This is a genomic window from Cytobacillus sp. C11.1 (genome assembly GCF_058145115.1).
On the sequence record NZ_CM176935.1, the window covers coordinates 2,314,108 to 2,335,983 of the forward strand.

At 43.1% G+C, this 21,876-nt stretch carries 17 protein-coding genes and 2 pseudogenes; 18 read left to right on the forward strand and 1 reads right to left on the reverse strand.

What is annotated here, in order from left to right:
- Positions 1 to 55: 55 nt before the first annotated feature.
- The 12 genes and pseudogenes from AC3ZVC_RS11440 (at position 56) to AC3ZVC_RS11495 (ending at position 13,713) form a co-directional block, all read left to right on the forward strand.
- Complete coding sequence (locus AC3ZVC_RS11440) at positions 56 to 1,051, forward strand: thiamine pyrophosphate-dependent dehydrogenase E1 component subunit alpha (protein WP_490068533.1); 996 nt, start codon at positions 56 to 58, stop codon at positions 1,049 to 1,051.
- A 12-nt stretch (positions 1,052 to 1,063) separates the two neighbouring features.
- Positions 1,064 to 2,047: an alpha-ketoacid dehydrogenase subunit beta gene (locus tag AC3ZVC_RS11445; protein ID WP_490068534.1), complete on the forward strand. Its 984-nt coding sequence runs from the start codon at positions 1,064 to 1,066 to the stop codon at positions 2,045 to 2,047.
- A 119-nt stretch (positions 2,048 to 2,166) separates the two neighbouring features.
- Entirely contained in the window at positions 2,167 to 3,492 is a 1,326-nt protein-coding gene (locus AC3ZVC_RS11450; RefSeq protein ID WP_490068535.1) for a dihydrolipoamide acetyltransferase family protein, read from the forward strand.
- A gap of 216 nt (positions 3,493 to 3,708) precedes the next feature.
- Positions 3,709 to 5,595: a methylmalonyl-CoA mutase family protein gene (locus AC3ZVC_RS11455; RefSeq protein ID WP_490068536.1), complete on the forward strand. Its 1,887-nt coding sequence runs from the start codon at positions 3,709 to 3,711 to the stop codon at positions 5,593 to 5,595.
- A pseudogene (scpA, locus tag AC3ZVC_RS11460) lies at positions 5,585 to 7,776 on the forward strand (methylmalonyl-CoA mutase). Before AC3ZVC_RS11455 ends, scpA begins: the two are co-directional and overlap by 11 nt.
- Positions 7,777 to 8,895 carry a methylmalonyl Co-A mutase-associated GTPase MeaB gene (meaB, locus tag AC3ZVC_RS11465; RefSeq protein WP_490068537.1) on the forward strand — a complete coding sequence of 373 codons (1,119 nt, stop codon included), beginning with the start codon at positions 7,777 to 7,779 and terminating at the stop codon, positions 8,893 to 8,895.
- Positions 8,896 to 9,148: 253 nt separating this feature from the next.
- Positions 9,149 to 9,586: a BrxA/BrxB family bacilliredoxin gene (locus tag AC3ZVC_RS11470; RefSeq protein ID WP_490068540.1), complete on the forward strand. Its 438-nt coding sequence runs from the start codon at positions 9,149 to 9,151 to the stop codon at positions 9,584 to 9,586.
- 179 nt (positions 9,587 to 9,765) lie between these two features.
- On the forward strand, positions 9,766 to 10,557 hold the full coding sequence (locus AC3ZVC_RS11475; protein ID WP_490068541.1) for a transporter substrate-binding domain-containing protein: 792 nt from the start codon (positions 9,766 to 9,768) through the stop codon (positions 10,555 to 10,557).
- Positions 10,558 to 10,655: 98 nt separating this feature from the next.
- Positions 10,656 to 11,315: an amino acid ABC transporter permease gene (locus AC3ZVC_RS11480; protein ID WP_490068542.1), complete on the forward strand. Its 660-nt coding sequence runs from the start codon at positions 10,656 to 10,658 to the stop codon at positions 11,313 to 11,315.
- On the forward strand, positions 11,308 to 12,030 hold the full coding sequence (locus AC3ZVC_RS11485; RefSeq protein ID WP_490068543.1) for an amino acid ABC transporter ATP-binding protein: 723 nt from the start codon (positions 11,308 to 11,310) through the stop codon (positions 12,028 to 12,030). The genes AC3ZVC_RS11480 and AC3ZVC_RS11485 overlap by 8 nt, the downstream gene beginning before the upstream one ends.
- A gap of 135 nt (positions 12,031 to 12,165) precedes the next feature.
- Positions 12,166 to 13,158 (forward strand): aromatic acid exporter family protein, encoded by a 993-nt coding sequence (locus tag AC3ZVC_RS11490; RefSeq protein WP_490068544.1) that lies wholly within the window; start codon positions 12,166 to 12,168, stop codon positions 13,156 to 13,158.
- A 27-nt stretch (positions 13,159 to 13,185) separates the two neighbouring features.
- Positions 13,186 to 13,713, forward strand: coding sequence for a L,D-transpeptidase (locus AC3ZVC_RS11495; protein ID WP_490068546.1), 528 nt, complete (start codon positions 13,186 to 13,188; stop codon positions 13,711 to 13,713).
- Between the two features lie 311 nt (positions 13,714 to 14,024).
- Here AC3ZVC_RS11495 and prli42 read toward each other — a convergent pair whose 3' ends face one another.
- Positions 14,025 to 14,120: a stressosome-associated protein Prli42 gene (gene prli42, locus AC3ZVC_RS11500; RefSeq protein ID WP_157452401.1), complete on the reverse strand. Its 96-nt coding sequence runs from the start codon at positions 14,118 to 14,120 to the stop codon at positions 14,025 to 14,027.
- A 184-nt stretch (positions 14,121 to 14,304) separates the two neighbouring features.
- Between prli42 and mce the strand changes: the two genes are divergently transcribed.
- From mce to gndA, 6 genes and pseudogenes are all read left to right on the forward strand, one after another.
- Positions 14,305 to 14,715 carry a methylmalonyl-CoA epimerase gene (mce, locus tag AC3ZVC_RS11505; RefSeq protein ID WP_490068548.1) on the forward strand — a complete coding sequence of 137 codons (411 nt, stop codon included), beginning with the start codon at positions 14,305 to 14,307 and terminating at the stop codon, positions 14,713 to 14,715.
- 3 nt (positions 14,716 to 14,718) lie between these two features.
- Positions 14,719 to 16,268 (forward strand): annotated as a pseudogene (locus AC3ZVC_RS11510) (acyl-CoA carboxylase subunit beta).
- A gap of 78 nt (positions 16,269 to 16,346) precedes the next feature.
- Positions 16,347 to 17,465 carry a tripeptidase T gene (locus tag AC3ZVC_RS11515; protein WP_490068549.1) on the forward strand — a complete coding sequence of 373 codons (1,119 nt, stop codon included), beginning with the start codon at positions 16,347 to 16,349 and terminating at the stop codon, positions 17,463 to 17,465.
- Positions 17,466 to 17,971: 506 nt separating this feature from the next.
- A complete protein-coding gene (locus AC3ZVC_RS11520; protein ID WP_490068550.1) occupies positions 17,972 to 18,448 on the forward strand; it encodes a chemotaxis protein CheW in 477 nt (158 codons plus the stop codon).
- A 126-nt stretch (positions 18,449 to 18,574) separates the two neighbouring features.
- Positions 18,575 to 19,876, forward strand: a complete 1,302-nt coding sequence (locus AC3ZVC_RS11525; RefSeq protein ID WP_490068551.1) for a DNA polymerase IV — start codon at positions 18,575 to 18,577, stop codon at positions 19,874 to 19,876.
- 184 nt (positions 19,877 to 20,060) lie between these two features.
- Positions 20,061 to 21,470: an NADP-dependent phosphogluconate dehydrogenase gene (gene gndA / locus AC3ZVC_RS11530; RefSeq protein ID WP_490068552.1), complete on the forward strand. Its 1,410-nt coding sequence runs from the start codon at positions 20,061 to 20,063 to the stop codon at positions 21,468 to 21,470.
- The last annotated feature ends 406 nt before the right edge of the window (positions 21,471 to 21,876 follow it).

The window sequence follows — 21,876 nt, forward strand, 5'->3', positions numbered from 1 at the left end:
CGGCCTCCTGAACAGGATACCGGCAAGTACATATAAGTTTAGGAGGTTATATAAAATGGCTGAAAACCGTCATAAAGAATTAGGTTTAAGTGATGAAAAGGTTCTTGAAATGTATGAGACGATGCTATTGGCTCGCCGCATTGATGAGCGTATGTGGCTTTTAAACCGTGCTGGAAAAATCCCGTTTGTTATCTCATGCCAGGGACAGGAAGCTGCACAAGTAGGTGCTGCATTTGCTCTTGATAAGGAAAAAGATTATGTACTTCCGTATTATCGTGATATGGGTGTAGTTCTGACATTCGGCATGACTGCTCAAGAATTAATGCTTTCAGGCTTTGCAAAAGCGGAAGATCCAAACTCCGGCGGACGCCAGATGCCAGGACACTTTGGCCAAAAGAAAAACAACATCGTAACAGGGTCTTCACCGGTTACAACTCAAGTACCGCATGCTGTTGGTGTTGCACTTGGCGGAAAGCTGGAAGGCAAAGACCTTGTAACGTTTGTCACTTTCGGCGAAGGTTCTTCAAATCAGGGAGATTTCCATGAAGGAGCCAATTTTGCTGGTGTCCATAAACTTCCTGTAATCTTTATGTGTGAAAATAATAAGTATGCAATCTCGGTTCCAATTGAGAAACAGCTTGCCTGCGAAAATGTTTCAGATAGAGCTATTGGCTATGGGATGCCTGGGTTTACGGTAGATGGAAATAATCCGCTTGAAGTATATAAAGCAGTTAAAGAAGCAGCAAATAGAGGCCGGCGCGGCGAAGGTCCTACTTTAATTGAAACAATTTCATACCGTCTGACTCCGCATTCTTCTGATGATGATGACCGCAGCTACCGTGCTCCCGATGAAGTCGCAGAAGCGAAAACCAAAGATCCTATCATTACTTTTGGCGCTTATTTGAAAGAAGCTGGAGTAATGGATGATGCGTTGGAAAAAGAAATTAATGACCGTGTAATGAAACAGGTGAACGAAGCAACTGATTATGCCGAAAATGCTCCATATGCAGAGCCGGAATATGCATTGAAACATGTCTATGCTGAACAGTAAGGGGGAGAGAATATGGCAGTAATTTCTTATATCGATGCGGTAACAATGGCAATCCGCGAGGAAATGGAAAGAGATCCAAAGGTTTTTGTATTAGGTGAAGACGTAGGTAAAAAGGGCGGAGTATTTAAAGCCACCCAAGGCTTATATGACAAGTTCGGTGAAGACCGTGTAATAGATACACCGCTTGCTGAATCTGCCATTGCCGGGGTAGGAATCGGTGCTGCAATGTATGGAATGCGCCCGATTGCAGAAATGCAGTTTGCCGACTTTATCATGCCGGCTGTGAACCAAATTATTTCGGAAGCAGCAAGAATTCGATACCGTTCAAATAATGACTGGAACTGTCCAATGGTTATTCGTGCACCATATGGCGGAGGTGTTCATGGGGCTCTTTATCACTCCCAGTCTGTAGAGGCAGTATTTGCGAATCAGCCTGGATTGAAAATTGTCATGCCATCTACTCCGTATGATGTTAAAGGGCTTTTAAAAGCTGCTATCCGCGATGAAGACCCTGTTTTGTTCTTTGAACATAAACGAGCATACCGTCTTATTAAAGGGGAAGTTCCTGAAGATGATTATGTTCTTCCGATTGGTAAAGCAGATGTTAAGCGTGAAGGAGAAGATATCACGGTTATCACTTATGGCCTATGTGTCCACTTTGCCCTTCAGGCTGCTGAAAGGCTTGCCAAAGACGGCATCTCAGCACACATCCTGGACTTAAGAACAGTATATCCGCTTGATAAGGAAGCAATCATTGAAGCTGCTTCAAAAACTGGAAAAGTACTGCTTCTAACTGAGGACAACAAGGAAGGAAGCATCATGGGCGAGGTTTCTGCAACCATCGCGGAAAATTGCCTGTTTGAACTAGATGCACCAATCAAACGCCTTGCAGGCCCGGATATTCCTGCGATGCCATACGCACCGACAATGGAGAAATACTTCATGGTAAATCCGGATAAAGTAGAAAAAGCAATGCGTGAATTAGCGGAATTTTAATCGAACTGGCTGTTCAACTAATTATAAATGGAGAAAACAGAGAGGTTGAGCGTTTTACTAGAAAAGCTCAACTGTCTGATATCCCGCAATAAGCGGGGAGCTAGAAGGAGGTATACCCATTGGCTATCGAGCAAATTAAAATGCCCCAGCTAGGGGAGAGTGTAACAGAAGGTACGATCAGCAAATGGCTGGTTTCCGTTGGTGATAAAGTAAATAAATATGATCCTCTTGCAGAAGTAATGACAGATAAAGTAAATGCGGAGGTACCATCTTCTTTCACAGGTGTGATCAAAGAATTGGTTGCCGAAGAGGGTGAGACATATGAAGTTGGACAGGTGATTTTGACGATTGAAACTGAAGGCGGCGAAGGAGCGCCAGCAGCATCCGAGCCAAAAGCGGAAGAAAAGGCTGCACCTGCACAATCAGGCGGAAATGAAGCGGCTTCTGCTCCAAAGGCACCTGCCAAGGCAGAAAGTCCAAAGGGAGCTCGATATTCTCCGGCCGTATTAAAACTTTCACAAGAACATGGCATTGATTTGAATCAGGTAACAGGTACAGGCGGCGGCGGACGAATTACCCGTAAAGACCTCATGAAAATCATTGAGTCAGGCAACATCCCAACTGCCAATGCTGCAACGGCTGCACCGGAAAAGACAGAAGAGCCAGCAGCACCATCTGCACCTTCTCAACCGGCAGCATCAGCCAAACAGGCAGCACCTGCTCCTAATGTTCCTGTATTGCCTGGTGATGTTGAGATCCCTGTCACAGGAGTCCGAAAGGCTATAGCTGCAAATATGCTTCGAAGCAAGCATGAAGCGCCACATGCCTGGACAATGATGGAAGTGGACGTAACGAATCTTGTTGAGTACCGTAATAGCATTAAGGGAGAATTTAAGCAAAAAGAAGGTTTTAACCTTACATTCTTTTCTTTCTTCGTAAAAGCTGTTGCACAGGCTCTTAAGGAATTCCCGCAGATTAATTCCATGTGGGCTGGAGACAAGATTATTCAGAAGAAAGATATTAATATCTCCATTGCTGTTGCTACTGATAATGCATTATTCGTTCCTGTCATCAAAGCGGCAGATGAAAAAACAATTAAAGGCATTGCACGTGAAATTAATGATTTGGCAGTGAAGGTTAGAACTGGAAAGCTTACTTCTGCTGAAATGCAGGGCGGCACTTTCACAGTCAATAACACAGGTTCATTTGGTTCTGTCCAATCCATGGGTATTATCAACTACCCTCAAGCTGCAATTTTGCAGGTGGAATCAATTGTTAAGCGTCCTGTAGTTATGAATAACGGTATGATTGCCGTTCGTGATATGGTTAACCTTTGCATGTCGCTTGACCACCGTGTATTGGACGGCCTTGTTTGCGGCCGCTTCCTGCAGCGTGTTAAAGAAATTCTTGAGAACACGTCAAAGGAAAATACATCAGTCTATTAATGTGAAAATAAACCGCTGCCCAAACCAGGGCGGCGGTTTATTTGTTAGCGGAGACAGAAAGTCCTAAAAGGCTTGATGTTCATTGCTTGTTTCCTATATGTATACTAAAATGGTTATATAAAGAATTTTGAATTTTATTATAATTAAATAGTACGGTTCATGCACTTTAATAAGCGGCAGTTCCGTGACAGCCTTATTCATTAATGAGGGGAGGGAATGCTGTCAGTTACCTGGCAGCCTATTATGTCATTAAAAATTATGATGGAAGCAAGATTTCCGGAACAGAATATGGAAGACTGGAAACAAAATGCGGAAAAAACGCTTAAAGGAAAGTCCGTTGAATCATTGTCCAGTAATACATATGAAAACATTAAATTGAAACCGCTTTATTCAAAAGAAGATGTGGAGACATATGCTTTATCACAGTATCCAGGTCAAGCTGATTTCAGAAGGGGACCAAATACCGGAGGATACCTGTCAGAAGAATGGAAAGTCGCACAAAAAATCAGTGCCTTAACTACCGAGGAGTTATCAGAAAAGCTTCTTGAAGCCACAGAAAAAGGGCAGACTGCTCTTGCTTTCCAGCCGGATCAACTGGAAGATCTTAAGGAGATAAGAAAGGCAGTTGGAGACCTCTATAAAAAACATCCTTTCTGCGTCGAGGTTAATTATAATCAGCAGCTGATCGGGGAACTTGCGAAATTGGAAGACAGTGAAAAAATTTCAGGTTATATTGCCAGCGATCCACTGGCTGCTGCCGCTGCAGCAAAATTGAACGATCGCTCAATCGATGAAGCTTATGATCAATGGATTGATGCAATCAGCTTGGCAGCAGAAAAAATGCCAAAGCTTAAAACGATCATGGCTGATTCTGCGGTCTATCATAATGGCGGAGCGAACGCAGTCCAAGAGCTTGCTTTTGCAGTTGCTTCCGGCGTGAATCACCTGCAGTATTTTCTTGATAAAGGGCAAAACCTCGAGGACATTTTATCCAAAATGGTATTTAAATTTTCCATTGGCTCTAACTTCTTTATGGAAATAGCCAAGCTGCGCTCCGCAAGGGTTCTATGGAGTAAAGTGGCAGAAGCATATGGTGCTTCAGAGGATAGCAAGAAAATAGTGATTTCTGCTGAAACTTCAATTTTTTCAAAGTCAGCCTATGACCCTTATGTGAATATGCTCAGAGCAGGAAATGAAGCGTTTGCAGCAGTTTTAGGCGGCGTCCAATATCTTCATGTGAGTCCGTATAATGAACCGGAAACATCTGATTCTCCTCTAGGTGACCGGATTGCCCGTAATACGCAGCTGATATTAAGGGAGGAAGCCCATTTGCTTAAGGTTTCGGACCCGGCAGGGGGTTCCTGGTATGTTGAGCACCTGACAAACGAACTCACTGAAAAAGCCTGGGCTCTTTTCCTTGAGATTGAAAAGCGTAATGGTATGGCTGAAGCCTTGAAGTCAGGGTGGGTTCAGGAACAGATTAAGCAAGTCCTTGAGAAGCGGAAACAAGATATTGAAACGAGGAAACAAAGTATGATCGGTACAAATATTTATGCCAATTTGGATGACAAGCCGCTTCAGGTAAAAATTAAAACTGTCCAACATGAGAACGGCAGTATCCAGACGATTCCACAAATTCGCCTTTCCGAATCATATGAAGGCTTGCGCAGGGCTTCTGAAAATTTAAGCAGTAAAGGCATTAATCCGGAAGCAGGGCTTATATGCCTTGGAGCGCTCAAGGACCATAAAGCACGGGCCGATTTTATTGCAGGCTTTTTGGCACCGGGGGCAATAAGGGTTGTCAAAAGTAAATCAGTGGAGGATTCTGAAACAGCAGCAGCCTTTATAAGAGAATCAAACTGCAGGCACTATTTTATTTGCGGATCAAATGAGCAGTATGACAGCATAGCTTTGCCTATTATTAAACAGGTTAAAGAAGCCTTTCCGGATGCAGAGCTTTTCTTAGCAGGTCTTCCAGAAGAAAGCAAACAGCCGGAGTATACTGCAGTGGGAGTTAAAGGATTTGTCCATGTAAAAAGCAATTGCTATAAAACTCTGTTGAGTCTGCTTAACGAAATGGGGGTGGCTAGCAGTGGCCAATAAACCTGACTTTAAAAGCATAAATATTTCTGATAAGAGACAAGCAAATAAAGAGCACTGGAAAAAGAAAGCAGAGGAAGAAATCAGTCAATCTATTGATAATCTTCTTTTTGAAACAAATGAGCAAATTAAGATTAAGCCATTATATACAGAAGAAGATCTTAAAGGTTTACAGCATCTAAATGATAAGCCAGGACTGCCTCCCTATACCAGGGGACCATACTCAACTATGTATGTGAACAGGCCGTGGACAGTCCGACAGTATGCCGGATTTTCGACAGCTGAAGAAAGTAATGCTTTTTACCGCCGAAATCTTGCGATGGGGCAAAAGGGCTTATCTGTTGCTTTCGACTTAGCTACGCATAGAGGCTATGATTCTGATCATCCAAGAGTAGTAGGGGATGTTGGGAAAGCAGGAGTAGCGATTGATTCCATACTTGATATGAAAACACTTTTTGATGGAATTCCTTTGGACCAGATGTCTGTATCCATGACAATGAATGGAGCGGTGCTGCCAGTTATGGCATTCTATATTGTCACAGCGGAAGAACAGGGAGTCAGTCAGGAAAAGCTTTCAGGGACGATTCAAAATGATATTTTAAAAGAGTATATGGTGCGCAACACCTATATTTACCCGCCGGAAATGTCGATGAAAATCATTGCTGATATATTCGAATATACATCCAAATACATGCCTAAATTCAATAGCATCAGTATTTCGGGCTATCACATGCAGGAAGCGGGAGCGCCCGCTGACATCGAACTTGCCTACACCCTGGCAGATGGATTGGAATACGTAAGAACTGGACTTAAAGCCGGCATAGATATTGATTCATTCGCACCACGGCTTTCGTTCTTCTGGGCGATTGGCATGAATTACTTCATGGAAGTGGCAAAAATGAGGGCAGCCCGCTATATATGGGCAAAAATGATGAAAAACTTTGAGCCGGAAAATACAAAATCCATGGCTCTCAGGACACATTCCCAAACATCCGGCTGGAGTTTAACCGAGCAGGACCCTTTTAATAATGTAACAAGAACCCTTATTGAAGCGCATGCAGCCGCAATGGGACACACGCAATCCCTCCATACAAATGCTTTGGATGAAGCCATAGCATTGCCGACTGATTTTTCAGCACGTATTGCACGGAATACCCAGCTGTATCTTCAGGAAGAAACGGGAATAACCAATGTAATTGATCCATGGGGTGGCTCATATTATGTAGAGGCATTAACAGACCAATTAATTAAGCGTGCTTGGGAGCATATTGAGGAAATTGAAAATCTGGGCGGTATGGCTAAAGCAATCGAAACAGGCTTGCCTAAAATGAGAATAGAAGAAGCGGCAGCCAGAAGGCAGGCGCAAATAGATTCAGGCAAAGAAACCATCATTGGTGTTAACCAATACCGTTTGGAAAAAGAGATCCAATTGAAATTCTGGACATTGATAATACTGCTGTACGCTTAAAGCAAATTGAAAAGCTGACGAATCTTAAAGCTTCCCGTGACAATGGAAAAGTAACAGAAGCTTTAGACGCCATAACGAGAGCAGCAGAGACTGGTGAAGGGAACCTGCTTGAGCTGGCAGTAAAAGCAGCAAGAGTCAGGGCAACGCTTGGTGAAATCTCGGAAGCAATTGAAAAAGTGGCAAACCGCCATAAAGCAATTATTCGTTCTATTAGCGGTGTATATAGCTCTGCTTTTTCAAATGAAGAAGAAATTGCAGAAGTTAAACAAATGACCGACGATTTCCTCGAGAATGAAGGAAGAAGACCTAGAATTTTAATTGCAAAGATGGGGCAGGACGGACATGATAGAGGTGCAAAGGTTATTTCAACAGCATTTGCTGACCTGGGATTTGATGTGGATATCGGCCCACTATTCCAGACACCTGAAGAAACAGCGATGCAGGCTGTAGAAAATGATGTTCATGTCATCGGAATCAGTTCGCTGGCAGCCGGCCATAAAACTCTTCTTCCCCAGCTTATTGAGGAACTTAAAAAGCTGGGCAGGGATGATATTATGGTCGTGATTGGCGGAGTCATTCCGGCGCAGGACTACGATTACCTATATGAGCACGGGGCTTCTGCCATTTTTGGCCCAGGTACAGTAATTCCTGTTGCGGCCCAAAAAGTCATCAGAGAAATATACAGCCGCCTCGGGTATGAGGAAGTGACCCAGTAAATGCCTGAAGATAAGAAACCTGATTGGTTTGATGAAAAAAACGCAGACAATTTTACAAGTATAGTACGTAGAGGAGTGGAGAATGGAGATTCATCACAGCAATTTGTGAAGAAAGGACGTTTTCAAAAAAAGTCTCCATCTTTGCCTGATCTTAACGTTTTAGAAGAAGGCATCCTGAAGGGTGAGCGCAGCTTGCTTGCCCGTGCCATCACACTTATTGAAAGCAACGCGGAGCATCACTTTCGCCATGCCCAGGAGCTGCTTCAAAACCTTCTGCCCCATTCAGGAAACTCTTTGCGGATTGGCATTACAGGTGTGCCTGGTGCGGGGAAGAGCACGTTCATTGAGTCTTTTGGAACTTTCTTATGTAATTCAGGCTTGAAGGTTGCCGTCCTCGCTGTCGATCCAAGTTCCAGCTTGAGCGGCGGGAGCATTCTTGGCGATAAAACGAGGATGGAGCAGCTTTCAAGAAATCCGCGTGCTTTTATAAGACCTTCGCCGTCTGCTGGGAAGCTTGGCGGAGTTCATCGGAAAACAAGGGAAACCATGCTGCTATGCGAAGCAGCTGGCTTTGATGTTATCCTGGTCGAAACGGTTGGTGTCGGTCAGAGCGAAGTTATTGTGAGGGATATGGTGGACTTTTTTATGCTCTTGACCTTGACAGGGGCTGGGGATGAATTGCAGGGCATGAAAAAAGGCATAATGGAATTGGCTGATGCAGTTATTGTCAATAAAGCGGATGGCCAAAATAAGAAGTTGGCTGAAAAAACGAAAGCTGAATATGACCGAATCCTCCACTTTCTTCAGCCAGCCACCAAAGACTGGCAAACAAAAGCCTATACCTGTTCATCTACCTTAAACCAGGGAATCCGGGAGTTATGGGAAATGATCAGCAGGTTTGAAGAGAATACAAAAAAATCAGGCGTATTTGAAGAAAGAAGAAGGCTGCAGACCAAAGAATGGATTCACTCAATGATCAAGGATCAGCTTCAGTTCAGCTTTTTCTATCATCCTGATGTCAAACCTCTCCTGCCTAGAATAGAAAATGAAGTAATTGCCGGAAACCGGACCGTAACCTCGGCAGTTGAAGAATTGTTTAATGTGTATTCTAAAAAGTAAATGAAGAGAGCTGCCCTGGGATAGGGCTGCTTTTACATAAAAAAGAATGCAAAAAAATGGCCAGTGCCTTTATGGCACTGGCGAATCTAGGGAGTTTAGGGGTATGGATCTAGCTGTACTTTTATCATTCCCCTTTCTCAGGAACCTAAACTTTTTTTTTGTGAAAAATTGTCGTGATTGTAAATTTTGTTCCTGTATTGGTATTATGTATATAGTCACTAACATTACTTACTCAGCAGAGGAGAGATTAAATATGAATATGGATTTTAATTTATTTATGAATGATGTCGTTAAGCAGGCGCGCCAGGAAATCGTGCATGCGGGCTATACGGAATTAACTACACCGGAAGAAGTTGATGAGGCCCTTAACAAAAAAGGGACTACACTTGTAATGGTCAACTCTGTGTGCGGATGTGCAGGCGGAATTGCCCGTCCGGCAGCGGCCCATTCCTTGCATTATGATAAGCGCCCTGACCATCTGGTAACTGTGTTTGCCGGACAAGATAAGGATGCGACGGAAAAAGCGAGATCTTATTTTACTGGTTATCCGCCTTCATCACCTTCTTTTGCGCTGCTTAAAGATGGTGAATTATGCACTATGATTGAGCGCCATGATATTGAAGGCCATGAACCAATGGCTGTTGTTCAAAAGCTGCAGGATGCCTACGAGAAATTCTGCAAAGAGCTTTAATACTGAAAAAGCCCCGATTTGGGGCTTTTTTTTACGGTTAATTTTTCTGAATAGTTGAACTTTAATTTGATATTTAAAAATGATGTTGCATAAATATAAAAATGTGTTAAAATTCATTTTAGTGAATATTTATTAATTATTTTATAGATATTATTCAGATTATACAGGGGGAAAACAAAATGAAAAAATTCACCATGATAGCCATCAGCATGCTTTTAGTCGGTTTATTGGCAGCATGCGGTACAAGTGAAAAGGATTCAGCTAACGGATCAGGCGATAAAGGATCGGATAAAAAGGTTTTAACAATGGGTACTTCAGCAGATTATCCGCCATTTGAATACGTAGATTCTGCAAAAGGCGAAGAAATTATTGGGTTTGATGTGGACTTGGCTAAGGCTATTGCCGAAAAGCTTGGATATGAAATTCAAGTAAAGGATATGGACTTTAATGGATTGATTCCTGCATTGGAAACGAGCCAGGTAGATTTTGTGCTGGCTGGCATGACTCCAACTGATGAGCGCAAACAGAACGTTGATTTCAGTGATGTGTATTATACAGCAAGCCATATGATTGTATCTGAAAAGGGAAGCGGCATTGAGTCACTTGAAGATTTGAATGGTAAAACAGTGGGAGTTCAGCTTGCTTCCATTCAAGCTGATAAAGCAGAAGAAATTGCTGAGACAGTTGACTTGAGTGTTGAAAACCGCAATCGTATCCCAGAATTGATTCAGGAAATTCTGGCAGGACGTTTTGATGCTGCTATCATTGAAGACACAGTTGCAAAAGGATATTTTGAAAAAAATGAAGATCTTTCAGGCTTTACGATCGAAGAAGATGAGCAGGAAGCTGGCTCTGCCATTGCTTTCCCTAAAGGCAGCGACCTAACTGAGGAGTTTAATGCAGAACTTGTTAAGATGAAAGAAAATGGTGAATTGGAAGAGCTTATCGTTAAATGGTTTGATAATAAATAACTTGTGGGAATTGGCGTCCGGGGCATTCTTCCTTTGGACGCTTTATTCTTACCTGAAGCTAAAAGTATTAATTTACTAATAGAGAGGATGAAAAGAAAGTGAATCTGGATTTTCAGCAGTTCATTCCCTCCCTTCCTTATATACTTAAGGGAATTGGGGTAACACTCCAAATTGTTTCCCTTGCAGCTATATTGGGATTTGTATTGGGTATCATATTATCATTTTTTAAGATTAGCAGATTTAGATTTCTTGGATGGATTGCAGATGCATATACGTCCGTTTTCAGAGGAACACCACTTGTACTCCAGCTGATGCTGATTTACTACGGATCTCCACAGTTGATTGGCTATAAAATAGATCCTTCGACAGCGGCTGTTCTTTCTTTTGGACTAAACTCGGCTGCCTATATTTCTGAGATTATCCGTGCAGGTATCCTGGCCGTTGATAAAGGTCAAACGGAAGCGGCGATGGCTTTGGGTGTTCCATATAGGCCGGCAATGATGGATATCATCCTTCCGCAGGCGATGAAAAACATTCTGCCTGCTTTGATGAACGAGTTTATTACCCTTACAAAGGAATCGGCAATCGTTACGGTTATCGGGGTTACTGATGTCATGCGCCGTGCTTATATTGTTGGTGGAGAGAAATTTTCTTACTTTGAACCGATTCTGATTGCCGGTTTGATCTATTATATTATGGTCATGATCCTGACTCTGCTTGGCAAAGGGATTGAAAGGAGAATGAGACGCAGTGATTAAAGTGGATAATTTGCATAAGAGTTTCGGTAAACTGGAAGTGCTTAAAGGAATATCTACAAGCATTAAGGACGGTGAAGTCGTGGCCATTATCGGTCCCTCTGGATCAGGTAAGTCAACCTTTCTCCGCTGCATCAATCTGCTGGAAGCCCCAACAGATGGCCGGATCCTGATCAATGGACAGGACATTACAGATAAAAGTACAAATATTATGAAGGTACGCCAGAATGTCGGAATGGTTTTCCAGCACTTTCACCTATTTCCTCATAAAACAGTCCTGCAGAATCTTACTTATGCTCCTGTAAAAGTAAAAGGAATTTCCAAGCAGGAAGCAGAGAAAATTGGGCTTCAACTTTTGGAAAAGGTTGGTTTGTCTGCTAAAGCACATGAGTATCCCAACCGATTATCCGGCGGCCAGAAGCAAAGGGTAGCTATTGCTAGAGCTCTAGCTATGCAGCCGGATGTGATGCTTTTTGACGAACCGACATCAGCACTTGATCCTGAAATGGTGAAAGAAGTGCTGGAGGTCATGAAAGCATTAGCCCATACTGGAATGACGATGGCTATTGTTACCCATGAAATGGGCTTTGCACGCGAGGTAGCCGACCGGGTACTCTTCCTGGACGGCGGTGTCCTTGTAGAGGATTCTTCGCCAAAAGAGTTCTTTTCTAATCCTGCTAGTGACCGTGCAAGAGATTTCTTGCAAAAGATGCTATAAACGATATATGCTTATGGGAGAAGATGGTCTATAGGATCATCTTCTCTTGTTATTTAAATGGTAAAAACTTAGTTTAAAATATTCGCCTTGTATTCCCAATTTTAAATAGGCAGATTAATATAGGAGCTTGACAATATGAAGTACAAAATAGGCTATAGAACGATTAAAACTGCGTTGGGTACCTCCATAAGCATTATGATTGCACAAATGCTGCAGTTGGATAACTTCGTTTCAGCAGGCATTTTAACGATCCTTTGTATAAAAGTAACAAAGAAAAAATCACTGCGTGCTTCCTGGGATCGTTTTTTTGCCTGTTTAATGGCAATGGTGTTCTCTTCTCTGTTTTTTGAAGGAGCCGCCTATCATCCCCTGGTGATCGGACTGCTGCTTCTGTTTTTTATTCCCACTGCTGTAATGGTGAAGGTTAGTGATGGCATTGTCACAAGCTCAGTCATCATCCTCCATATTTATTCTGCAGGGGAAGTGACGAGGGAACTCCTTCTGAATGAATTGGGCATTATTATTGTCGGAATTGGTGTGGCGCTAATCGCAAACCTCTATATGCCCAGCCTTGAAACTAAATTAAAGGAATATCGTCTGCAAATAGAAGAAAATTTTAAGATCATCTTTGATGAAATTGTCATTTATTTGCGCACCAATGAAAGCGCATGGGACGGTAAAGAAATTACTGAGACCATGGAATTGATTAATGAGGCAAAAACGCTGGCTTTTAGGGATGTAGAAAACCATTTCCTAAGAAATGACGATTTATACTACAACTACTTTAAAATGCGGGAAAAACAATTTGAAATTATCGAACGGGTCCTCCCGAGTGTTACTTCCATTTCACTTACGGTAGAACAGGGGGAGATGATTGCTGACTTTATCGAAGAATTATCAGAACATATCCATCCGGGGAACACGGCCATTCAATTCCTCGAAAAGCTGTATCGAATGAGAGTTTCTTTTGAAGAAATGGAGCTGCCAAAAACGCGGGAGGAATTTGAAGCTCGTGCCGCCCTTCTTCATTTTGTAAAAGAGATGGAACAATATTTGATTATTAAGAGTTCATTTAAAGGGTTAAAAGACAGGGAGATGAATCAAAGCCAGCCTGCTGAAGCAAACTAAGGGAAATGAACGGGAGCGTGATTTTGCATGCTTAAGCTAGCTGCTGCAGCGATTATGCTTTTTTCTTTTTCCCCGATCTGGCCGCTAGGGCCAAACCCGCTGCCGGGAGATCCTTTTTTAATTGTAAATAAAAAAACGAATGAAGTAGCATTTATTCAGGACAATAAAGTTCAAACAGTTATCACAGCGGCAACTGGAAAGACGGAGGACCTCACGCCTGAAGGTTTTTTTACAGTAACAGTAAAAGCTGCCAATCCTTATTACCGGAGGATGGATATAAAAGGCGGCGACCCGAATAACCCTCTGGGAACAAGATGGATCGGTTTTGACGCAGCGGATACAGATGGAAGGATTTACGGCATTCATGGAACCAATAACCCATCCTCTATTGGGAAATACGTTTCCCAAGGATGTATCAGAATGCAGAATGAGGCAGTCGAATCGCTTTACGAATATGTGCCGATTGGAACAAAGATCTTAGTTGTTACTTCAGACAAAAGCTTCGAGGAACTTGGCAGGGATTACAGGGCAATCAATAAAGGATATTTTAAGTGACAATAAAGGGCTGCACTACATTGGTGCAGTTTTTTTGTGGTTAGGTTGGTTGATTGGAGCGTACGGTGCTAATCCCGCGAAAATAATTCGCATTTCCTTCGTGCGGTGATGATTCAGGGTGCTTATTCAAAGTCCAGCGGGATGCTCACCGTCCGCCCCGCGGTTCGCTGAGCATCCTGGAGCGGAAATCAACCTCTCCAAAATACTTGTTTAAAAAGGAACAAAGTTTGCGAAAACAGCCTGTGAAAACGGTAAAGAAGCGGAAAGCTTGCACTTCCCGCTCGAAATCATATTCCGGAAATATCCTATCTTTAAAAAAACATCGCCATGCCCATAATGAGGGTTGATGCAAGCATGGCAAATATCATTAAATATACAACGACTTTCATTAATTTCTTGTTAGACATTCTATGCCTCCTCGCCCAAATTCTTAATATTATTTTACTAAGAATCTTCAAATTGAACAACCGCTCAATTTTTAAAAGGATTTTCGACATTTTTAACGAATAATTAGATAATAGACCTTAAAAGTGCCCGTTTATTAGGGAATAAGATTATACAATCTTTCGACATTCATAGGAGGAGAAGTAAGTGATCAAAAAGGTGGACCATATAGGGATAGCTGTTAGATCTTTAGATGAAGCGCTTCCATTTTATACGGAGACTCTTCAGCTGCCATTCCTTGGGCTTGAGGAAGTTGAAAGCCAGGGAGTAAAGGTTGCTTTCATAAAAGCAGGTGAAACCAAATTGGAATTATTGGAGCCAACCAGCCCAGAAAGTCCAATCGCCAAATTTATTGAAAAGCGAGGGGAAGGCCTGCATCATGTGGCATTAGGAGTCGACAGCATCCAGGAGCGCATCAATGAAATGAAGGAGAAGGGGATCCGAATGCTGCAGGATGCCCCGAAGCCTGGAGCGGGAGGTGCACAAGTAGCCTTTATGCATCCGAAGTCAACGGGTGGCATACTATATGAATTTTGTGAAAAGAAAGGAATGGAATAAAGCATGGCAGACATCTATGAAAAAATTAATGAATTATACGATCGCCGCAGGGAAGTTGAATTGGGCGGAGGAGATGAACGTATACAAAAGCAGCATGAAAAAGGGAAGCTTACTGCCCGTGAACGGATTGACCTATTAGTAGATCCGGGATCTTTTGTTGAGCTGAATCCATTTATTGAACACCGCAGCACCGATTTTGGACTGGAGAATCAGAAAGGTCCCGGGGATGGTGTTGTAACTGGCTATGGAAAAGTAAACGGAAGGCCAATCTTCTTATTCTCTCAGGATTTTACTGTTTTCGGAGGGGCACTGGGAGAAATGCACGCAAAGAAAATTGCGAATGTTATGGATTTAGCAGCGGAGAATGGTGCTCCATTTGTTGGATTGAATGATTCCGGAGGAGCGAGAATCCAGGAGGGCGTTGTTTCACTTGATGGGTACGGCCATATCTTTTATCGGAATTCTATTTATTCAGGGGTTATACCCCAGATTTCTGTAATCATGGGGCCTTGTGCAGGGGGGGCTGTCTACTCACCGGCTATCACTGATTTCGTGTTCATGGTCGAAAAAACAAGCCAAATGTTTATCACTGGCCCAAAGGTTATTGAAACGGTTACCGGGGAGAAAATTTCACCGGAAGACCTCGGCGGTGCCAAGGTGCATAACTCGATCAGCGGAAACGCACACTTTAGAGGGGAGTCCGAAGAAGAAGTTATTGAGCAGGTACGCAGGCTTTTAAGCTACTTGCCGCAAAACAATGAGGAAAAGCCGCCAATTGCAGAAAGAGACGAGGATGAAGATTATCGTCCGGATTTGACGGATGTTATCCCTTTTGACGCCTTGCGTCCTTATGATGTCAGAAAGGTTATTGAACAGGTTGTCGATGCAAATACGTTTATGGAGGTTCAGAAGGATTTTGCTAAAAATATTGTAGTAGGTTTAGCCAGAATCAAAGGGGAAACGGTTGGGCTTGTCTGCAATCAGCCAAAGGTCATGGCAGGGGGACTTGATATTGATTCTTCTGATAAGGCATCACGCTTTATCAGGTTCTGTGATTCCTTTAATATTCCACTAATAACCTTCGAAGACGTTACAGGCTTTTTCCCAGGCGTTAAGCAAGAGCATGGCGGTATTATCCGCCACGGGGCAAAGATTCTATATGCCTATTCTGAAGCAACTGTACCTAAGCTAACTGTCATTTTAAGAAAGGCCTTTGGAGGGGCATATGTTGCATTGAACAGTAAATCCATTGGTGCAGATCTTGTGTATGCGTGGCCGAACGCTGAAGTTGCTGTAATGGGTCCTCAGGGTGCAGCCAATATCATTTTTGCAAGGGAAATTCAAAACAGTGAAATCCGGAAGCAACTAGGGAGCAAAAAATTGAGGAGTATAGGGAAAAGTTTGCCAACCCGTATGTTGCTGCAAGCAGAGGCATGGTTGATGATGTCATAGACCCGCGTGAAACTAGAATAAAGCTCATTCAGGCACTTGAAATGCTCCGCAATAAAAAAGAAACCAGACCGCATAAAAAGCATGGAAATATTCCGTTGTAAGGAAATTCGGATTTGCTGTGCTTAAATATTGGAGTTATACTTGCCTAGTAAGCATTTAATTTGGAGGTTTGTACATAAATGATTAATGAGGAACGTTTGTTGAACGAATTTCTGGAACTCGTGCAAATTGACTCGGAAACAAAGCATGAAGCTCAAATTGCGAAAGTTCTTAAGAAAAAATTCAGGGATATTGGTGTTGAGGTTTACGAAGATGATACAACTGCCCAAACTGGCCATGGAGCAGGCAACTTAATTTGTACCCTTCAGGGAACGAAAGAAGGCGTGGATACCATTTATTTTACGTCTCACATGGATACGGTAGTTCCCGGAAAGGGCATAAAGCCTTCCATTAAGGATGGCTATGTCGTAACAGACGGAACAACGATTTTGGGAGCAGACGACAAGGCAGGCCTTGCTGTTATGCTTGAAATTGTTAAAGTTTTAAAAGAGCAGAACATCACTCATGGTACGATTCAATTCATTATCACTGTTGGTGAAGAATCCGGTTTGGTCGGTGCCAAGGCCCTTGATCCATCCCTTGTAAAGGCTAAATACGGCTATGCGCTAGACAGTGACGGAAAAGTCGGAAACATCATTGTTGCAGCTCCAACCCAGGCAAAAGTGAAGGCTGCTATCCTAGGGAAAACTGCACATGCTGGCGTTGCTCCTGAAAAAGGCATTTCTGCTATTACAATGGCGGCCAAGGCCATTTCCAGAATGCCATTAGGACGCATTGATGAAGAAACAACCGCTAATATCGGGCGCTTTGAAGGCGGACAGCAGACAAATATCGTGTGCGACCACGTTGATATTCTTGCTGAAGCCCGTTCTTTAATCCCCGAAAAAATGGAACAGCAAGTAGCCAAGATGAAAGAAGCTTTCGAAAGCGCTGCCCAAGAAATGGGCGGCAGGGCAGAAGTGGATGTACAGGTTATGTACCCGGGCTTTAAATTTGGCGAAGGCGATCATGTAGTAGAATTAGCACGTAGAGCAGCTGCCAAAATTGGCCGCAGTTCAGAGCTTCTTCATAGCGGGGGCGGAAGTGATGCCAACGTTATTGCAGGCTTTGGCATTCCGACAGTCAACCTTGCTGTTGGGTACGAAGAAATTCATACAACAAATGAGCGCATGCCAATTGAAGAACTGAATAAACTGGCAGAAATGGTAATTGCTATTATCGAAGAAGCATCAGCCTAATTTATAGGAATGGCGGTTTTCGCAAAATTTGTTGCTTACAAACTATTTTAATTTTACTGAGTTGATTGGAGTGGAAGGCACTTCATCCTCGAAAATGCATTCGCATTTTCTTACGACGAGGTGCTTATTCGAGGAAGCTTATTCAATGTCCTGCGGGAAGAGAGGGAGCGGGAGACCCCGCAGGCGTGAAACGCCGAGGAGCTCTGTTCCTCCCCGCGTTCGCTGCGTGACTGGAGCGGAAATCAACGGGCTAGCTTTATAGTCCAAAAACAACAATCTATAAGAAAAGAACCTTAGGAATAGAGAACCCATTGTGCGGTTCTCTTTTTTGTTTTTATAATCCCGGCTTTGTTTAAAGTATTATATTGACTTTAGTACCCTTAAGTAGAGCGGAAATCAGCAGGCGAGTTTGTATATAATCTCAGTTATGGTTCATCTGGACTAGTTAGAAAATTATGGCTATGGTATATTAGTTATATACATAAGTGTTGCTAGGAGGCTATGGAATGACTGCTATTAATAAAGTTGCCGTGTTCCGGGTAGGGAAAGAGGAATATGCCATTCCAATTCCTTTTGTTATATCAATTGAAAAAATGGAAGGAATCACACCGATTCCGCATTTGCCGCATTATGTGAATGGAATTGCTGAAGTAAGAGGAGAGCTTATTCCTGTTGTTGATTATGAAAGCATTCTTTATAGCCGAGCACTTCAGGAAACCGAGACGTCCAGAATGATTGTGCTGCAAACTGAAGAGCTTTCATTCGCTGTCCTTGTTAATGAAGCGAAGGAGATTCTTGATATACCTGCAGATAACCTGAAACAGCCAGGCTTGATCGCCTATCAGAAAACCAATTATTTTACTGGTGTGGCCAATCTGGACTCCCGGCTAATTACGTTGATTGACCCGCTCAAACTGGTTGAATCCCTTGAAGGAATACGGGAGATCAAGGATTATATGAAAACACAGCAAACAACAGCATAATACTGAGATGGAAACAGGGAATCACAGGTTCTCTGTTTTTTACTTTTTCTGAAGAAGCCGGTACGTGATCGGAACACTGTTATTCTGTTAAAATAGAATAAGAATAAGGGACAGGGAAGTGCCGGCATGAAACATATGTATCCAAAAAACGGGAGAGTTATCCTCCATGTTGATATGAATAGTTTTTATGCCTCGGTTGAAATGGCTTATGATCCATCGTTAAAGGGCAAGCCTTTGGCGATCGCGGGCAATCCGGAGGAGCGGCGGGGGATTATTGTCACATGCAGCTATGAGGCAAGGAGCCTTGGCATTAAAACAACGATGCCGTTGTGGGAAGCCAAAAAGCTCTGCCCGGAGCTAATTATAAAAAAGCCGAACTTTGACAGATATCGTGCCGCTTCTATGGGGATGTTTGATATTTTGCGTGAGTATACCTCCCTTGTAGAGCCGGTATCCATTGATGAAGGCTATGTGGACATTACAGACAGCTATGAATTCGGAAGCCCTTTGGAAATCGCCGAAACCATTCAAAAACAAATTTTTCAGCAGCTTGATTTGCCCTGCAGCATTGGCGTTGCACCTAATAAATTTTTAGCCAAAATGGCCTCCGATATGAAAAAGCCTATGGGGATTACGGTTCTCCGCAAAAGAGATGTCCCCCATATTCTTTGGCCGATGGAAGTGGAAGAGATGCACGGGGTTGGCAAGAAAACCGGTGAAAAGCTCCGCAATCTAAAAATTACCACAATCGGTGAATTAGCAAAAGCGGATGAAGTGCAATTAAAAGCGGCTCTGGGAATCAATGGGCCTCGCTTAAAGCAAAAAGCGAATGGCAGCGATAGCAGGAAAGTCGATCCGGAGTCGGCTGCCGAATTTAAAAGTGTAGGAAATTCGACCACTTTGCCAAGGGACGTTTCAAATCAGAGGGAGCTTCTCCAGGTTTTTGAAAAATTGGCCGGACAGGTTTCTTCCAGATTGAAGAGGAAGAAGGTTTTGGCGACATCGCTTGGCATTACAATCAGATACAAGGACCGAAAAACCATTACCAGAAGCCGGAAGCTTAAAAATCCCATACAGCAGGATGATGAGATTTTTAAAATGGCAAAAGAACTATTCATCAAACATTGGAACGGAAATGCAGTCAGACTGCTCGGCATAACAGGGACAGACCTTGTCGAGCCCCAGCAGGCTGTCAAACAGCTGGATTTATTCAGCTACGAAAAAGACGCCAAAAAGGAACCGCTTTTTCAAACAATGGACCTTTTACGAAAAAAATACGGTTCCAAGATTATCGACCATGCAGGCACTCTATCAGGAATGCACGTTCAGGGGCCGAAAATTGGCACGGACACAAGCTTTAATAAAGACTTTTTGCAAAATAGTCATCGAGTAAAGAAAACAGAAGAAGAAAAAGATGATAAATCATGATTTATTCAGGCGATAATATGCAAAACTAAGACAGGAAAGTTGAATAAGGGCAGGAATCTTGCTAAAGTATAGTGGATTCTTTTTTGGGGATATTCTAAAGGATCGTGAAAATAGCGGTCTCTTTGTTTTCCTTTTTGGACAAACACATTACGCAGTATAAAGGTTAGAAGGGAAGTAATCGAATATGACGAAATCGCAGTTTGGTGTTATCGGTTTAGCAGTCATGGGCAAAAACCTTGCCATGAATATTGAAAGCAGAGGATACACTGTATCTGTATATAACCGTTCACGAGAAAAAACGGATGAAATGCTTAAAGAAGTAGAAGGCAGAAATTTTAAAGGTACATATACAATTGAGGAGTTTGTTGACTCCCTTGAAAAGCCTCGCAAAATCATGCTTATGGTCAAAGCAGGAGGTCCAACAGATGCAACCATTGAGCAGTTGAAACCGCTTTTGGATAAAGGTGATATCCTTATCGATGGAGGAAATACATTCTTTGTGGATACACAGCGCCGCAATAAGGAGTTAAGCGAGCTTGGCATCCATTTTATCGGAACTGGTGTATCCGGTGGAGAAGAGGGTGCCTTAAAGGGCCCTTCTATCATGCCCGGCGGACAAAAAGAAGCGTATGAGCTAGTTGCCCCAATTTTTAAAGACATTGCAGCAAAAGTGGATGGCGAAGCATGTACAACTTACATTGGTCCTGATGGTGCCGGACACTATGTGAAAATGGTCCATAACGGTATTGAATACGGCGATATGCAGCTTATTTCTGAATCCTATTTCCTATTAAAGCATGTGCTTGGATTGAGTGCAGATGAGCTTCATGAAGTATTTGCCGATTGGAATAAAGGAGAGCTCGACAGCTACCTAATCGAAATCACAGCTGATATTTTTACGAAAAAAGATGATGAAACAGGCAAGCCGCTTGTGGATGTCATCCTTGATACAGCAGGCCAAAAAGGCACTGGAAAGTGGACGAGCCAAAGCGCTCTCGATCTTGGCGTTCCGCTTCCAATCATTACAGAATCTGTTTTTGCACGCTTTATTTCTGCTATGAAGGAGGAGCGCGTCAATGCAAGCAAGGTTCTTCGCGGCCCTGCTTCAGCTGATTTCACAGGCGATAAAAAATCCTTTATTGAAAGCGTACGTAAAGCCCTTTACATGAGTAAAATCTGCTCATATGCACAAGGATTCGCACAAATGAGAGCGGCATCCGAAGAATACAGCTGGGACTTAAAATACGGCGATATCGCAATGATTTTCCGCGGCGGCTGCATTATCCGGGCACAATTCCTTCAAAAAATCAAGGAAGCATATGACCGCGAACCTGGTCTTAAGAATTTGCTTCTTGATCCTTATTTCAAGGAAATTGTTGAGAGCTACCAGGATGCAACCCGCGAAATCATCAGTGTTGCTGTACAGAACGGCATCCCTGTTCCGTGCTTCTCTGCGGCGCTGTCCTACTATGACAGCTACCGCACAGAAACATTGCCTGCCAACCTTCTTCAGGCTCAGCGTGACTACTTCGGTGCACACACCTATCGGCGTGTAGACAAAGAAGGAGTCTTCCATACAAATTGGATGGAATAATTAGAGATTAAAGTAGAGCAGCGTCCCCAGGACGCTGTTTTTCTTTTCGCATGAGAAGCCCCCGGTGTGAGAGGAAATCAGAGACGGAGCATGGGAGATAGCCGCCGTAAGGGGTTCACGACGCCCCTAATAGATGAAAATCAGGAGAAATGGTTTCCGAAAATGGTTTATGACGCCCATTTTAGATGAAAAGCCGGGAAGATGGTCGCTATAAAGGGTTCATGACGCCCATATCGGAGGAAAATGCGTGAAGCTGGTCGCTATAAAGGATTCATGACGCCCATATCAGAGGAAAAGGCAGGAAGATGGTCGCTATAAAGGGTTCATGACACCGATATCAGATGAAAAGCCGGAGGAGTGGAACAGGTGAGACCCCACAGGCGCTGCTCGCTGAAGATGCTCACCG